The sequence below is a fragment of the Streptomyces sp. NPDC021012 genome (assembly GCF_044333355.1).
Taxonomy (GTDB): Bacteria; Actinomycetota; Actinomycetes; order Streptomycetales; family Streptomycetaceae; genus Streptomyces.
The window spans coordinates 649,918-665,012 of the sequence record NZ_JBIRQU010000002.1; the positions used below are offsets into that span (position 1 = coordinate 649,918).

General features: G+C 72.9%; 12 protein-coding genes and 1 pseudogene. 4 read left to right on the forward strand and 9 right to left on the reverse strand.

The genetic code is table 11. The features are described 5' to 3' along the window. Positions 1 to 179 precede the first annotated feature (179 nt). The gene (locus ACH4TP_RS08260; protein ID WP_398436494.1) at positions 180 to 1,118 is read right to left on the reverse strand and encodes a zinc-binding dehydrogenase; all 939 of its coding nucleotides are present in this window, start codon (positions 1,116 to 1,118) and stop codon (positions 180 to 182) included. 76 nt (positions 1,119 to 1,194) lie between these two features. Here ACH4TP_RS08260 and ACH4TP_RS08265 point away from each other — a divergent pair, with 76 nt between their 5' ends. After that, positions 1,195 to 1,842: a TetR/AcrR family transcriptional regulator gene (locus ACH4TP_RS08265; RefSeq protein WP_398436495.1), complete on the forward strand. Its 648-nt coding sequence runs from the start codon at positions 1,195 to 1,197 to the stop codon at positions 1,840 to 1,842. Positions 1,843 to 1,856: 14 nt separating this feature from the next. Here ACH4TP_RS08265 and ACH4TP_RS08270 read toward each other — a convergent pair whose 3' ends face one another. From ACH4TP_RS08270 to ACH4TP_RS08300, 7 genes are all read right to left on the reverse strand, one after another. Continuing rightward, on the reverse strand, positions 1,857 to 2,516 hold the full coding sequence (locus tag ACH4TP_RS08270) for an HAD family hydrolase (protein ID WP_398436497.1): 660 nt from the start codon (positions 2,514 to 2,516) through the stop codon (positions 1,857 to 1,859). A gap of 38 nt (positions 2,517 to 2,554) precedes the next feature. Beyond that, positions 2,555 to 4,309 (reverse strand): beta-galactosidase, encoded by a 1,755-nt coding sequence (locus ACH4TP_RS08275; protein ID WP_398436499.1) that lies wholly within the window; start codon positions 4,307 to 4,309, stop codon positions 2,555 to 2,557. Between the two features lie 79 nt (positions 4,310 to 4,388). Beyond that, complete coding sequence (locus tag ACH4TP_RS08280) at positions 4,389 to 6,326, reverse strand: glycoside hydrolase family 5 protein (RefSeq protein ID WP_398436500.1); 1,938 nt, start codon at positions 6,324 to 6,326, stop codon at positions 4,389 to 4,391. 66 nt (positions 6,327 to 6,392) lie between these two features. Then, positions 6,393 to 7,238, reverse strand: a complete 846-nt coding sequence (locus tag ACH4TP_RS08285) for a carbohydrate ABC transporter permease (protein WP_389224725.1) — start codon at positions 7,236 to 7,238, stop codon at positions 6,393 to 6,395. Positions 7,239 to 7,245: 7 nt separating this feature from the next. Continuing rightward, on the reverse strand, positions 7,246 to 8,235 hold the full coding sequence (locus ACH4TP_RS08290; RefSeq protein WP_389224723.1) for a carbohydrate ABC transporter permease: 990 nt from the start codon (positions 8,233 to 8,235) through the stop codon (positions 7,246 to 7,248). After that, complete coding sequence (locus ACH4TP_RS08295; RefSeq protein ID WP_398179158.1) at positions 8,232 to 9,518, reverse strand: ABC transporter substrate-binding protein; 1,287 nt, start codon at positions 9,516 to 9,518, stop codon at positions 8,232 to 8,234. Before ACH4TP_RS08295 ends, ACH4TP_RS08290 begins: the two co-directional genes overlap by 4 nt. A gap of 124 nt (positions 9,519 to 9,642) precedes the next feature. Beyond that, positions 9,643 to 10,833 (reverse strand): ROK family protein, encoded by a 1,191-nt coding sequence (locus ACH4TP_RS08300; protein WP_398436503.1) that lies wholly within the window; start codon positions 10,831 to 10,833, stop codon positions 9,643 to 9,645. Positions 10,834 to 10,976: 143 nt separating this feature from the next. On the opposite strand from ACH4TP_RS08300, the gene ACH4TP_RS08305 reads away from it, so the two are divergent. The 3 genes and pseudogenes from ACH4TP_RS08305 to ACH4TP_RS08315 all read left to right on the forward strand — a co-directional run. After that, on the forward strand, positions 10,977 to 13,106 hold the full coding sequence (locus ACH4TP_RS08305) for an alpha-galactosidase (RefSeq protein WP_398436505.1): 2,130 nt from the start codon (positions 10,977 to 10,979) through the stop codon (positions 13,104 to 13,106). Between the two features lie 31 nt (positions 13,107 to 13,137). Further along, positions 13,138 to 13,980: an alkaline phosphatase family protein gene (locus ACH4TP_RS08310; protein WP_398436506.1), complete on the forward strand. Its 843-nt coding sequence runs from the start codon at positions 13,138 to 13,140 to the stop codon at positions 13,978 to 13,980. Positions 13,981 to 14,192: 212 nt separating this feature from the next. Next, positions 14,193 to 14,324: pseudogene (locus ACH4TP_RS08315) on the forward strand (5'-nucleotidase C-terminal domain-containing protein); the annotation flags it as partial. Positions 14,325 to 14,454: 130 nt separating this feature from the next. Here ACH4TP_RS08315 and ACH4TP_RS08320 read toward each other — a convergent pair. Next, a complete protein-coding gene (locus tag ACH4TP_RS08320) occupies positions 14,455 to 15,090 on the reverse strand; it encodes a hypothetical protein (RefSeq protein WP_398436508.1) in 636 nt (211 codons plus the stop codon). Positions 15,091 to 15,095: the final 5 nt, after the last annotated feature.

Consider the following 15,095-nt stretch of genomic DNA (forward strand, 5'->3'; position numbering starts at 1 on the left):
GCGCGATTCTCCGCCCGCCCGGCCTGGTCACGCGGGTGATTTCTCCGCCGGGCCGGTGGCCAGGACGCCCGGCCGATAGCCAGGAGGTCCGGCCGATAGCCAGGAGGTCCGGCCGACCGTCAGGACGCCCGGCCGATGGCCAGGACGTCGGGCCTATGGCCAGGACGTCGGGCCGATGGTCAGGACGTCGGGCCGATCGTCAGGACCGCCTTGCCGTGCAGGTCTCCGGCGCGCAGGGCGGCGACCGCGTCCGCCGCGTCGTCCCAGCCGCCCCGCCAGGTGATGCCCGGGTCGAGGGTCCCGTCGGCGACGCGGTGGGCGAGCCAGCTCAGGTCGCGGTCGAGTCCGGCGCAGTTGAGCAGGAAGAAGGTCACGACGGACCGGTCGTGCCGCCCCTGGTCGCCGAAGAGCGCCCCGAACGGGAAGTCCTCGCCGGTGCCCGCGGAGTGTCCGAGGGCGACCAGGGTGCCGCCCTCGCCGAGCCGGTCGTACGCCTCCACGAGCAGCGGGCCGCCGACCAGGTCGATCACCCCGTCCACCGGCCGGGCGGTCTCCTTCGGCGCGCCGACCACCTCGTGCGCCCCGAGGCCGCGCAGGAGTGCGCCGTTGGCGGCCGGGGAGCTCGTGGACGCCACGACGTGGGCGCCGGCGGCGCGGGCGAGCTGGACGGCGTACCGTCCGACGCCGCCGGTGGCCCCGGTGATCAGGACGTCGCGCCCGAGGAGCGGGCCGAGGCGGTGCAGGGCGCGCAGGGCGCTCGCGCCGGCGACGGGGACGGTCGCGAGGGAGGCGGGGTCGGCCCCGGCGGGGGCGGTGCCGATGAGGGCGGTGTCGACCGCGCGGAGTTCGGCCCAGGCGCCGTCGGGCATCAGGGTCACCACGGAGGTTCCGGCGGCGGGTCCCGAGCCGTCCGCGGCGGCCCGCTCGACGATTCCGGCGGCGTCCCAGCCGAGGACCGCGCCCTCCGGGGCGGCGGCGAGGCCGAAGGCGATCTCGCCGGGATTGAGCGAGGTCGCGGTCACCCGGATCAGGGCCTGGTGGGGTGCGGGCTCGGGGTCGGGGGCGGTGCCGAGCCTGAGGCCGCCGGGGGCGGAGGGGTCGACGAGAAGCGCGCGCATGGGAGGCCTCCAAGATTCTGCCACTGAGTGGCATAAGCCTATAGGTAGCGTTCGCCGCTCCGATACAGTGGTCACGATGACGGCCGAAACCTCCCCCTCGCTCCCCCTCCGCGAGCGCAAGAAGCTGCGCACCCGGCAGGCGCTGATCGACACCGCCCTGGACCTGTTCGGCGCCCACGGCTTCGACGGGGTGACGCTCGACGCGCTCTGCGAGGCGACCGAGGTGTCGAAGCGGACCTTCTTCCGCTACTTCGGCAGCAAGGAGGACGTCGCCATGGCCCCCACCCAGGACCTGTGGACGGCCTTCCTCGACGTCCTGGAGACCTGCCCGGCCGACGGTCGGCGGCTCCTCGCGCTGTTCGAGGACGCCCTCGCCGAGGCCGTCGGCCGGATGCCGGCCGACGGCTGGGCCGGGCGCGTCCTCACCAGCCGTCACCTGGCCGCCCGTACGCCCTCCATGGAAGCGCACGGCCTCGCCTTCTGCGACCGCACCACCCGGTCCGCGCTCGCCGTGGTCGAGCGGCGCTTCGCCCTCCCCGGCCCCGACGGGCAGCTGCATGCCCGGCTGGCCCTCGACCTCCTCGTCGCGCTGTTCCACCGGGCCCTGGACACCTGGGTGGCACAGCCCTCCGGGCACACGCCCGAGGACCTCGTGCACCGGCTCCGCACCACCGCCGCCGAACTTCCCTCGGCCCTCGCCGCGACCGCCGAACCGCACGCCTGAGCCCGGCCGCTGCGTCAGGGAGCGGCGACCAGCCCCCGCAGGAGGGCGAGGTCCACGTCCAGGAGGCTGCGCACGATCGTCCGGCGCGGGGCCGGGGCGATGGCGGTGTACGAGGGCACGGCCAGGACCGCGCAGCCGGCCGCCTCCGCGGACGCGACGCCCGTCGGGGTGTCCTCGACGGCGACGCAGCGGGCCGGATCGACGCCGAGGGCGGTCAGGGCCGCCCGGTAGGGGTCGGGGAAGGGCTTGGTGCGCGGGGTCTCCCCCTCGGCGACGGAGGTGGTGAAACGGTGCCGCCCGAGGACGTCGAGGACGGTGTCCACGACCGTCCGCGGCGAGGCCGAGACGAGCGCCGTGGGCACCCCGGCGGCGCGGATCGCCGCGAGGAGTTCCACGGCGCCGGGCAGGGGCTCGACCCGTCCTCGTACCCGTGCGGTGAAGCGCCGTTCGAGGGACGCGCCGATCCGCGCGGGGTCGGTACGGCCGGGGGCGCGGCCGGCGAGGTGCTCCGCGCAGACCCCGATCGCCCGGCCGAGGACGGAGGCGCGGTCGGCCTCCGTCAGGTCGAGCCCCAGGCCCCGGGCCTCCTCCTCGACCGTCCGCAGCCAGAGCCGCTCGGTGTCGACGAGGGTGCCGTCCATGTCGAAGAGGACCGCTTGGAGTCCGGTGGGCACGAGCGGCTCCCGGGTGGTCGGGACGGAGGGGTGCCGGCTCACTCCTCGGTGGCTCCGAGGTCGGGCGCGTCGCGCAGGTGGACCCGGCGCGTGGCGGAGGCGTGGAGTTCGAGGACGGTGACCTCGTTGGTTCCGGTCCTGAGGACCGGGGCGGGGACGTACAGGCTCGCCTGGGGGCCCCGGGACCAGTAGCGGCCCAGCGGGAAGCCGTTGATCCAGGCCAGGCCCTTCGTCCAGCCGTCGAGGTGGAGGAAGGTGTCGGCGGGCTCCGCCACGGTGAAGGTGCCGTGGTGGAAGGCCGGTCCGACCGGCGGACGCCCGGGCTCGGAGGGCCGCAGGTCGAGGGCGTCCAGGGTGTCGAGGGGCAGGGCGCGGCTGTGCCAGACGGCGGGCTCGGCCCCGTTGACCGTGGTCCGGCCGAGGAGCCCCTTGCGGTCGTGGAGCGCCCGCCCGTAGTTGACGCGGCCCTGGTTCTCCACCAGGACGGCGAGCCGGGCTCCCGCGCGGGGCACGGTGAAGGCGAGGGCGTGTTCGTGGTTCTCCCGCTCCAGGACGCCGACCGGTTGCCCGTCGAGGAAGACCTGGGCGCGGTCGTGGACCCGCTCGGCGTGCAGCAGCACCGGTCCGGGCGTGGCCAGGTCGGTCTCGTGGAGGACGAACCCGAACGACTGGCCGAGCTCCTCCATGGTCAGCGGCCGGCCGGCGGTCACCGGGGTGCCGAGCACGTCGGCCTGGTCGAGCAGCCCCGCCGTACGGGTGAGTTCGACCGCGCCGTACGCGGCCTTCGGCCCGGCGGCGGGCGGCGGTTCGACGGGCACGGGCGCGTGGCGGGCGATGACCTCGCGGAAGGCGGCGTACTTGGGGGTGGGGTCGCCGGCTTCGTCGAGGAGGGAGTCGTAGTCGTAGGACGTGACGGTGGGGCGGTACGTCCCCTTGTCGTTGGCGCCGTTGGTGAAGGCGAAGTTGGTGCCGCCGTGGAACATGTAGATGTTGACGGAGGCGCCGGCGGAGAGGAGGAGGTCGAGCTCGGCGGCGGCGTCGGCCGGGTCGCGGCGGGCGTGGACGCCGCCCCAGCGGTCGAACCAGCCGATCCAGAACTCCATGCACATCAAAGGGCCCCGGGGCCGGTGCTCGCGCAGGGCGGCGAGCCCGGTGGCGGTGCGGCTGCCGAAGTTGGCGGTGGCCAGGACGCCGTCGAGGCTGCCGGCGGCGAGGTCGGAGGGCTGGTCGGAGGTGAAGAGCGGGACGTCGACGCCGTGGCGGCGCAGCAGGGCGGCGAGTTCGGCCAGGTACGCGGTGTCGTCGCCGTACGCGCCGTACTCGTTCTCGACCTGGACCGCGAGGACGGGCCCGCCCTCGCTGCCGAGGTAGGGCTTGAGCGGCGGCACGAGGGCGCCGAGGTACTCGTCGACGGCGGTCAGGAAGCGGGGGTCGCGGCTGCGCAGGACGATGTGCTCGTCCGCGAGCAGCCAGGAGGGCAGACCGCCGCCCTCCCATTCGGCGCAGATGTACGGGCCGGGGCGGAGGAGGACGTGGAGTCCTTCGGCGGCCGCGGCGTCGAGGAACCGGGGCAGGTCGAGGCCGCCGTCGAGGCGGAACTCGCCCCGGCGCGGGGCGTGCAGGTTCCAGGGGACGTAGGTCTCGACCGTGTTGAGGCCGAGGAGGCGGGCCTTGCGGAGGCGGTCGGCCCACTGCTCCGGGTGGATCCGGAAGTAGTGCAGGGCTCCGGAGATGATGCGGAACGGGCGGTCGTCGAGACGGAATCCGTCGTCGGCGATCTCCAGTCGGGGCATGGGTGCGGTGCTCCTCGGGTGCGGAGGACGGACCGGCCGCCCGGGGTCGGGCGGCCGGCCTGGGGTCGATGGGCTGCGGTCAGGCGAGCGGGCGGCACAGCAGGGCGTCGGGGACGCCGCCGTGGGTCCACTTCCAGGTGTAGGCGACGCCGGCGAGGTACTCGTCGTCGCGGCACTGGCCCTTGTAGTAGCCCGGCGCCCAGTCGCTGGCGGTCGACCCGCCGGTGGCGGGCCGGTTGTCGCCGTGGTCGAACCAGAGGACGCGGCCGGTGGTGGGGAGGGTGGTGGCCGCGGGGGCGCACAGGAGGGCCGCCATGGCGTTGCTGTGCACGCTGTAGCCGACGGCGAAGGTGCGGTCGGGGCACTGGAGCTTGTTGTAGCCGCTGGCCCAGTCGCCGCCGGTCACGTACCGCTCGTCGGTGACGACGGTCCAGGTGCCGCTCGCCTTCGCCGGCTGTCCGGCGTCGGTGCACAGGCCCCGGCTGCTGCTCCGGGCGATTCCGGTCACGCGCTGGCTGTCGGGGCAGGTGGCCTTGCGGTTGCCCGGGGACCAGTCCGGCTTGGCGAGCATGGTGGCGGAGGTGTTGTAGTCGGCGTGGTCCAGGTTGAGCATGTTCCAGCGCGGGGCCGGGTCGACGCGGCCGGTCTTGCCGGGGGCGTTGACGAGCTTGTTCCAGTCGGTGGCGCGCCAGTCGCCGGTGTCCATGAGGCCGAGCCGGGTGCCGTTCGCGCTGTAGTTGACCATGGCCCAGTTGTCCTGCGGGACGCCGTTGGCGTCGGTCCAGCCGACGAGGGGCCAGATGGCGAAGTCGGCGTCGTTCCTCACCAGGATGTCGGTGAAGTTGGTGAACCAGGCGCGTTCCCGGGCGTCGACGGCGCCGCGGCCGGCGGCTCCGAACTCGCTGATCCACACGGGGGCGGTGAAGTGCTGGCCGGACCGGGTGACGAAGAGGGCCTCGTCGTCGACGGCCTGGGCGAGCTGTGCGGGGGTGAGCTCCTCGTAGCGGAGGTCGTGGGTCTCGCCCGTGCCGGTGGCGCCGGTGTGGTTCGGGCCCGTGTAGCCGTAGAAGTGGGCGGCGTAGACGAGCTTGTCGGAGCGGATCAGGGTGTTGGACAGGGTGGCGACGGGGGTGAGCATCGGGCGGCCGTGGGGGGTGATGTCGGTGGGGATGCCCTGCCAGTTGATGCCCTCCATGATGACGAGCATGTCCGGGTTGGCCTGGAGGATCTTGTTTCCGGCCTCCTCCATGGCCTTGTTGAGGTCGTGGTCGTCGCCCCAGCCCCAGTTGGGGTCGTCCCAGGTGTCGCGGCGGACCTCGTTGCGCAGGTCGGCGCCGACGACCCGCTTGTCGGCCTGGTAGCGCTTGGCGAGGAACACCCAGTCGTCGATCCACTGCTGGGTGGTCTGGCCGCTGTTCCAGCGCTCGTTGCCGTCCAGGCCGCAGCAGAAGCGGTAGCTGGTGGTGTGGTTGTTGAGGATGACGGCGAAGCCGTCGGCGGTCAGGGCCCCGACGACGGCGTCGAGGACCTGGAGCGGGGTCTTGCCCTTGAGCTGCGGGTTGGCGGTGACCGCCGCGTCCGGGACGACGCTCGTGTCGTGGATGACCGCGTTGGCGAACGGCAGCCGGATGCTGTTGAGGCCCAGGGCGTGGAAGTCGGCCAGGATGTCGGCGATCGGCTTCCGGTCGAGGCCGAGCGGGATGTTGTTCGACTTCTGGCGGGCCTGGTGGTTGGCGACGTCGTCGACGTCGCCGCTGCCCTGCCAGGTGCCCTGCGCGCCGGCCCAGTTGCCGGACCTGAGCTTGAACCGGTCGCCGTTCGCGTCGACGACGTACCGGTCCCGGGTCGACAGCGGGCCGGTCCAGGAGGCGGCGAGCTGGGCGCCGGTCAGGGCCGGGGGCGGGGCCGTCCCGGTGTCCGCCACGGCGGCGTTCGGGGTGAGGGTGCCGAGGAGGAGGGCGGACGAGGTGGCGAGGACTGCGGTCGCGCGTCGGAGCAGGGTGAAACGGGGTGTCACGGGGGCTCCTTACGGGTGGGGAGAGGTGCCTGCCTTGTGCGTGGTGCGGACGGTGCGGTGCGGGGGTCAGCCCTTGAGGCCGCTGGTGGCGATGCCTTCGACGATGTACCGCTGGGCGACGAGGAACATGACGACCAGGGGCGTGATGGTGACGACGGCACCGGCGAAGAGGCCGGGCAGGTTGACGGTCTGCGAGGTGAGGAAGGTGGAGAGCGCGATCTGCGCGGTCCAGGCGGAGGGGTCCTGACCGATGACCAGCGGCCACAGGAAGGCGTTCCAGCTGTCGATGAAGGACAGCGCCCCGAGCGAGGCGAGCATGGCGCCGGAGCTGGGCAGGGCGATCCGGCGGTACAGGCCGAACCAGCCGAGGCCGTCGAGCCGGCCGGCCTCCTCGATCTCGCCGGGGAACTGGAGGTAGAAGTTGCGGAAGAGCAGGACCGCGAACGGGTTGAAGAGGCCGGGCACGATGATGCCCCACAGCGTGTTGACGCCGCCCATGGAGCCGACGACGACGAACGTCGGGACGAAGGTGACCGAGCCGGGGATCATCAGCGTGGCGACGATCAGGGAGAGCACCACGCCGCGTCCCGGCACGGGGATCCGGGCCAGGGCGTATCCGGCGGCGGAGGCGAGGAGGGTGGAGACGGGCGCGGTGACGGCGGCGATGAGCAGGGAGTTGCCCAGCGCCCGGCCCATGGAGACGACGGGGTCGGCGAAGAGGTCGGTGAAGTTCTCGAAGTGCGTCGTCGAGGGCCACCACGTCCACTCCGGCGCCGTCAGGCTCCGCGAGTCCATGAGGGAGTTGCGGAGCATCAGGTAGAACGGCGCGAGGAAGGCCGCGGTGAGGAGGCCGAGGAGCAGGCCGCGCGCGAGGAGGCGCGCGGATCGGATCGGTCCGGGCAGGGTGCTCATGCGCGTCTCATTCTCCGCTCCTGCCGAATCCGGTGAACCGGCCCTGGATCAGGGTGACTCCGACGATGAGGGCGGTGAGCACGAAGGCGCCGGCGGAGCCGATGCCGTAGTTCTGGCTGCCCATGGCGGTGTTGTAGAGGTGGACCAGCGGTGTCTGCACGGGGGCGGTGCCCGTGCCGGAGAGACCGCTGTTGAAGAGGTTGTAGAACTCGTCGAAGGCCTGGAAGGCGGCGATGAACAGCAGCATCAGTACGGCGACGGAGGTGTTGCGCAGCAGGGGGAGGGTGATCCTGGTCAGGAGTCGCCGGCCGGTGGCGCCGTCGAGGGCGGCGGCCTCGTACAGCTCCCCGGGGATGCCCTGGAGGCCGGCGAGGAAGAGCACCATGTAGAAGCCGACCTGGAGCCAGAGGCGCAGGGTGACGAGCACGATCCAGTAGAGCGGCGGCGAGGTGGTCTGCAGCCAGGGGACGGGATCCGCTCCGAACCATCCTCCGACGGTGTTGGCGATGCCCGCCGGCAGGCCGTTGAACAGCGACATCTTCCACAGCAGTGACGCGGCGACGTACGAGACGGCCGCCGGGATGAGGAAGGTGGTGCGGAACAGGGCCCGGCCGCGCCGGATCCGGTGCACGAGCAGCGCGAGACCGAGGGAGACGGCGAAGGTGAGCGGCACGATGAAGACGGTGAACAGCAGGATCTGGACGAGGGAGGCGCGGAACGCCTGGTCGGACAGGAGGCGGCGGTAGTTCTCCAGGCCGACCCAGTGGCCGAGGGCGATGGTGCCGCGCGCGTCGCTGAGGCTGAGCAGGAAGCTCCAGCCGATCGCGACGTACTTGAAGAGGCCGAGGCCGATCAGCGTCGGCGCGGTCAGCAGGACGAACGCGGTCCAGCCGGAGCGGCCGGGGCGGGCCCGGCCGGTCCGGGCGGCGCCCCGCGGGGTGACCGCGGGGCGTCCGGCACGCTCGGACTTCAGCGTGGTGTTCGTGGCCGAGCTCATCGGCCCTGCTGCTTGTCGATCTCGCTCTGGGCCTTCTTCACCGCGTCGGCGAGGAGGGCGGCGGGGTCGCCCTGCCCCTCGGCGATCTTGACCGCGGCCGCGTTGAACGTGTTGCTCACGGCGGTGTCCCAGGTGCCCGGGTAGTGCTTCCCGTCCTTGTCGGCGAGGACCACGGCCTCCTTGGCGGTGCCCTGGGAGAGCTTCTCGGCGGTCGCCGCGACGGACCTGCGGGGCGGGACGTGGAAGCCGTAGCTCTCGGCGAAGTCCTTCTGGAGGTCGGACTGCCGCACCCACAGCCACTGGACGAACTTCTTCGCCGCGGCCACGTTCCCGCCCTTGGCGTTGACGACGCTGGTCCATCCGCCGACGCGCACGACGGGGGCGCCGCCGGCCTTGAAGGCGGGCCAGGGCAGGATGCCGAAGTCGTCGCCGAGCGCGTCCTTGATCGCGGGCATCGCCCACAGGCCGCACCACTGCATGGGCACGACGTCCTGGGTGAGGGCGGAGGGGTCCCACCAGTCGGTGGTGAAGCCGAGCAGCAGCGACTCGTCGTCGTGGAGGCGCTTCAGGCCCTTGAGCGCTTCGAGTGCCTGCGGCGACCCGAAGGCCACCTTGCCCTCGCGGGTGACGAGGTCTCCGCCGTTGGACCAGACGGAGAGGACTCCGGAGTCGCCGAGACCGTCGTTGCCGACGAACAGGCCCTTGTTCTTCTTCGTGGACAGGGCCTTCGCCGCGGCGACGAGCTCGTCGAAGGTCGCGGGCGGGGTGATCCCGGCCTTCGCGAGGGCGCTCTTGCGGTAGTACAGCATCATGACGTCGTCGATCATCTTGACGCCGTAGAGCTTGCCGTCGACGGTGACCGAGTCGACGGCGTTCGTGTTGAAGTCGCTCTTCGCGTCGCCGTACGCGTCGTCGAGGGCGGCGATCTGGCCGCGGCGGACCAGGCTCTCGCTGAAGTCGCCGATCTCGAAGACGTCGGGGGCCGCGTCGGTCAGCAGGGTCGCGTTGAGCTTGCCCGAGTAGTCGCCCGGGACCCACGTCACCTTCACGGCTATGTCGGGGTTGGCCTTGGTGAAGGCGGTGGCGTAGCGGAGGACGGCCTGCTGGGTGCCGGTCTCGCCGTAGGCGTGGTACCAGACGTCGAGGGTGGTCCCGGCTCCGGATCCGGCGGCGCCGCCGACGGGGTCGGTGCTGCAGGCGGTCGACAGGACGCTTCCGGCGGCGACGAGCAGCGAGCCCGTGAGGAATCCGCGTCGGCTAAGCTCTGGTCTGCGTGTGCTCATTGTCGCGTCCTTCGTCGTTGAGGGTGTGACAGGGCGGATGTGCTGCCTGGCCGACGTCCTCGTCAGTGCTTGCCGGCAGAGGAGGGCGTCGGCCAGGGAGTGGTGCGCGACGGCTGCGGGGTGCTCAGCCGGCGCCGTTCGTGGTGGCGACCGCGTACTGCGGGAAGAGGGCCTGGATGGCCACGGCCGCACCGCCGCGGGCCCATTCCTCCCAGGGGAGCGGTCGCAGCGACAGCGGGCAGCGGGCGGCCGTCCCGAAGACGTGCTCGGCGTACGCCTCCTGGATGTGGCGGCTGAACAGGTCGTAGGCGTCGACGCCTTCGCCGCTGACGACCACGCGTTCCGGGCCGACGAGGTTGACCAGTACGGAGATGCCGACCCCGATGGCGCGTCCGGCCCGGGCGAAGGCCTCGCGGGCCGCGGGGTGACCGTCCCGGGCCAGGTCGGCGACCTCGCCGAACGTGAGGTGCGGGTTCCCGGTGGCCCGGCGGACCGTCGCGAGGATCGCGTCGGTAGAGGCGATCGCCTCGACGCAGCCGCGGGCACCGCAGCGGCAGCGCGGTCCGGCCGGATCGACACAGACGTGTCCGACCTCGCCCGCGACACCGTAAGCGCCCCTGAGCAGCTGCCCGTTGACGACGAGGGCGGAGCCGATGCCGGCGCCGATGGTGACCAGGGCGAAGTACTCGGTGCCGATGCCTTCGCCGAACCAGTGCTCCGCGACGGTCAGGGCCCTGACGTCGTTCTCGACGGTGACGGTCAGGCCGGTGGAGGCGGTGAGCAGTTCGGCGAGCGGGACGTCGCGCCAGCCGAGGAGGCCGGAGTGCCGGAGCCGTCCGCCGTCCCGGTCCACGTCCCCGTTCACCGCGACGCCCAGGTGGCGCGTGCGGGCCCGGAACGCGGTTTCGGAGTCGAGCAGTTCGTCTACGAGTTCGGCCGTGACGGCGGCGGCGGTACCGGGGGTGCGGTCGTCGAGCGGGCGGGCGGCCGTGGCCCGGATCCCGGCCCGTAGATCGCATACGGCGCCGAAGACCTGGTCGGAGCTGATCTTCAGCCCGATGAAGTACTCCCGGTCGGGTGCGACCGCGAGCGGGTTGACCGGCCGGCCGGCACCGGGTGCGGTGCGCTCCGGCGGGAGTTCGTACAGGTAGCCGTCGTCGATGAGGGGCCTGGCCGCCTTGGTGACGGCGGTCGAGGAGAGCCCTGTCCGCCGCGCCAGTTCCACTCTGCTGAGGGGGCCCTCCGCGAGGAGCAGGGCCAGGACCGCGGTCTCGGCGGGCGCACTGACCAGAGGCTGTGAGCGATGTCGAAACACGGGAGCAACATAGAGCAAATAAATAACTTCTTCCAGTATTGATTTGGGAGTTGGGGCGGCCCTACGCTCGGCCCGCCTCCGTGCCCTCCGTGCCTTCCGGGCTCCTCGGCCCCTTCCCTCACCACACCTCAGGGGATCCATCCGTGCACGCCACGCTCCCGCCCGTCACCTTCGATCCCGGCCCCGGCCTCGCGGTCCTGCGCACCCCGAACAGCCTCTACGCGCTGCGGCTCGCCGCCGACGGCAGCCCCCGGCACCTCTACTGGGGCCCGCCGCTCGACACCGCGACGCTCGCCGGGCTCCCGGACGCGGTCTCCCCCGCCGCGAGCAGCTTCGAGGCCGACGCGGCCGCCGACGAACTCGCGCCGCAGACCGGGGCGCGCTTCGGACCGGCCGGCCTCCAGGTCCGCTTCGCCGACGGAACCAGGGGCGCCCAGTGGCGGTTCGCGGGCCACCGCGTCGACGGCGGCGAGCTGCGGTTGCGCCTCGACGACCGGCACCGGCCCCTGCGGGCCGAACTCTGCTACCGCGTCCGCGAAGGCACCGACGTCATCGAGCGCTGGACGGAACTCACCCACACCGGGCCCGCGGACGGCCACCCGGACCCGGTCGCCGTCGACCGGCTCGACTCGGCGTCCTGGACCGCTCCCCCACTGCCCGACTACCGGCTCAGCCATCTGGTGGGCGGCTGGAACAGCGAGTTCCAGCTCCGGCGCGACCGGCTGCCCGTCGCCGAGACCGTACTGACCAGCCGCCGGGGCATCACCAGCCACCACGCCAGCCCCTGGCTCGCCCTCGACGACGGCACCGCCACCGAGGACCACGGGGAGGTGTGGAGCACCGCACTCGCCTGGAGCGGGAGTTGGCGCGTCACCGTCCACCGCGACCCGGCCGGCCGCACGACCTGGACCGGCGGCTTCGGCCACGAGGGGATCGGCTGGACCCTGCGACCGGGCGAGAGCCTCCGTACGCCGGTGTACGCCGGGCTGTTCACCCCGCACGGCTTCGGCGCCGCCGGCCGCGCCTGGCACCACTACGTACGCACGCACGTGCTGCCGGAGCCCGAGCGGGACCGGCCGGTGCTCTACAACTCCTGGGAGGCCACCGGCTTCGACGTCGACGAGGCCGGTCAGATCCGCCTCGCCCGTCTGGCCGCCCGCGTCGGCGCCGAACTCTTCGTCCTGGACGACGGATGGTTCGGCACCCGCCGCGACGACCGGTCCGCGCTCGGCGACTGGACGCCACGGCCCGAGGCCTTCCCCCGGGGGCTGCGCCCGCTCGCCGACGAGGTGCACCGCCTCGGCATGGACTTCGGGCTGTGGGTGGAGCCGGAGATGGTCAACCGCGACAGCGAGCTGTACCGCGCGCATCCCGACTGGGTCGTCCACTCCCCCCGGCTCGACGCGACCGAACTCCGCAACCAGCTCGTCCTGAACTTCGCCCGGCCCGAGGTCGAGGCCTGGGCCCTGCGGACCCTGGACCGCCTGGTGCGCGAGAACGGCGTCGACTGGCTCAAGTGGGACGCCAACCGGGCCTTCACCGACGTGGGCTGGGACGGCCACCCCGACCCCGACCGCCTGTGGATCGACCACACGCGGGCCGTCCACCGCGTCATGGACCGGCTCCGCGCCGCCCACCCCGGCCTGCGCATCGAGGCCTGCGCGGGCGGCGGCGGGCGCGTCGACCTCGGCATCCTCGCCCGTACGGATCAGGCCTGGACCTCCGACAACACCGACCCGGTCGACCGCATCGGCATCCAGAACGGCTTCGGCCAGCTCTTCCCCGCCCAGGCCATGGCCGCCTGGGTGACCGACAGCCCCCACACCGCCACCGGTCGGCACACGCCCCTGCGGTTCCGCTTCCACGTCGCCATGGCGGGCGCGCTGGGACTCGGCGGGGACCTGACGTCCTGGTCCGAGGCGGAACTCGCGGAGACCGCCGAGCTCGTGGCCGCGTACAAGGCGGTCCGGCCGCTCGTGCAGCGCGGGCACCAGTACCGGGTCGCCCCGGCCGACGGGCCCGTCACCGCCGTCCACTACGCGGCACCGGACGACAGCGAGCACGTGCTCCTCACCTGGCGGCCCTCCACCCGCTTCGGGCACCGCCCCGACCCCGTACGGCTGCCCGCCCTCGACCCCGGGGCCCGCTACCTGGACGTGGAGGCGGACCGGATCCACAGCGGCGCCGTCCTCGTACGCCACGGCATCGACCCGCGGCTGCCCGCCGGCGACCACGCCAGCAGCCTGATCCGGCTCCGCCGCGTCGCCCCCTGAAACCCCTGCCCACGACCCCCTGGAACCGCTCATGGACAACGCCCGCGTACTGGTGATCGGCATCGACGGCGTACGCCTCGACCTGCTCCCCGAACTGGAAACGCCCCACCTCGACGGGATCGCCCGCGCGGGCTTCCTGGCCCCCGTCGAGGTGGACGCCGTGACGCCCACGATGTCGGGACCGTGCTGGACCACCATCGCCACCGGCGTCGGTGTCGCCAAGCACGGCGTCTGGGCCAACCGCCTCGACGGCAACCGGCTCGACGTCTTCCCCGACTTCACGACCCGCCTCGCGAAGGACTGCGGACGACGGACCTTCGCCGTCGGCGGCTGGGCGCCGCTCTTCCTCGCCCAGGAGGGCGGCCCGCTCTTCGTCGCCCCCACCCGGCTCCGCTACACCGCCCCCGGCGCGGACACCCCCGAGGCCTGGGAGGAAGTCGACGACCGGGTGACCGGCGACGCGGAGCAGCTCCTCGGCCTGGACGAGGAGCTCCACGCCGGGTTCGTCTACCTCGGCGCCGTCGACGAGACCGCCCACTTCCTCGGCTGCGGCAAGGAGTACCGCGCGTCGATCGAGGCCGCGGACCGCCGCCTCGGGCGGCTCCTCGCCGCCGTGCGCGAGCGTCCCGGCCACGCGGAGGAACAGTGGACGGTCATCGTGGTGACGGACCACGGCCACCGCGACGAAGGGGGCCACGGGGGACGGAGCCTCCAGGAGCGGACGGCCTGGATCGCCGCGTGCGGTCCCGGTCTGCCGGCGGGCGAGGCACCGTCGTCCCTCCACCACGCCGATGTCGCCGCGCACGTCTACACGGCCCTCGGGATCACGCCGGACCCGCACTGGACGCTGGACGGCACCGCGTTCACGGGGTGACCGGAGCCCGGGCGGCCGGATGCCCGGATGCCCAGGCGACTGGATGCACGGTCGGCCTGTCGGCCGCAACCGCAGTCCGGGCGACCTGCACGATCGTTTCTGTGGTGGTGTTCCGTGCTCCGCCGGTGCGGCACGCCGACGGAGCACGGCTCCCGCCCGTACGACCACCCTCATGATCAACCGATTCGTACGGCGACGCCCTCCGCCACTCCGTCGACATGAGCCGCACGGGCGCCGACCGCCTCCTCGCGGACACCGTCCGCGTCAACGGACAGCCGGTCTCCCCCGACACCACCTACAAGGTGGTCCTCAACGGGTTCCTCGCCAACGGCGGCAACGGCTTCAGCGTCTTCGGCGAGATCACCTCCCGCGAAGGCGGCGAAGTCACCGACCTCGACGCCCTGGTCACCTCCCTCGAAACCACCGCCTCCCCCACCAACCCGGCCACTCCCCCGGCCCGGCGTCGCCGCGGCCTCAGCAGAGGTGCACGGCCACACCGCACAGGCCCAGCCCCTCACGGGCTGCCGTACGCCAGACACGCAGGGGACCGTCGAGAACGCTCTCCTCGCCCTCGCCGTAGTACAACCAGTCCTGGTCCTCCGCGGCGGCGCGCTCGGCCGGAGTGAAGGTGAACGCACGCTCCACGAGCGGCAGGCCCTCGCGTACCTCGGCGGCGGACAGCAGGAACGTGCCGCACCAGCCCGGCAGCAGAGCCGCTCGCGCCGGTCCGATGGCGTGGAACAGGGACGAGACCGCGTACTCCTTGCTGTGGACGGAGATGAACATGCTCTCGTCGCTCTGGCCTTCCCACACGGCGTCCAGCACGTGGAAGGAGGGGTCCACGTTCCCGCCGCACACCTCGTCGACATGGCTTCCGGGCGCGGTGAGTCCACGGAACGACTCGATCGCGTCGGGATCAGCCGACCCGGCACTGTCGTGGGAGTACCAGGTGCGGTGGTCGGGGAGCGGCTCCCGCTGCCACAGCCGCCAGCGCCGGTCGGCCTCCGGATGGCCGCGGTCCGCCCGCATCGCCGGCAGCAGGTGCGGGGAGAGGTCGGCGACGACCTCGTCGGTGTGACCGCTGATCGCCCACGCGCTCGTGAATCCCATGCCGG

Excerpts from the sequence above, each read along its gene's own strand:
- ACH4TP_RS08265 (WP_398436495.1), top strand. The coding sequence starts at position 1,195 with ATGACGGCCGAAACCTCCCCCTCGCTCCCCCTCCGCGAGCGCAAGAAG.
- ACH4TP_RS08295 (WP_398179158.1), bottom strand. The coding sequence starts at position 9,518 with ATGAGCACACGCAGACCAGAGCTTAGCCGACGCGGATTCCTCACGGGC.
- ACH4TP_RS08260 (WP_398436494.1), bottom strand. The coding sequence starts at position 1,118 with ATGCGCGCGCTTCTCGTCGACCCCTCCGCCCCCGGCGGCCTCAGGCTC.
- ACH4TP_RS08320 (WP_398436508.1), bottom strand. The coding sequence starts at position 15,090 with ATGGGATTCACGAGCGCGTGGGCGATCAGCGGTCACACCGACGAGGTC.
- ACH4TP_RS08275 (WP_398436499.1), bottom strand. The coding sequence starts at position 4,309 with ATGCCCCGACTGGAGATCGCCGACGACGGATTCCGTCTCGACGACCGC.
- ACH4TP_RS08310 (WP_398436506.1), top strand. The coding sequence starts at position 13,138 with ATGGACAACGCCCGCGTACTGGTGATCGGCATCGACGGCGTACGCCTC.
- ACH4TP_RS08290 (WP_389224723.1), bottom strand. The coding sequence starts at position 8,235 with ATGAGCTCGGCCACGAACACCACGCTGAAGTCCGAGCGTGCCGGACGC.
- ACH4TP_RS08285 (WP_389224725.1), bottom strand. The coding sequence starts at position 7,238 with ATGAGCACCCTGCCCGGACCGATCCGATCCGCGCGCCTCCTCGCGCGC.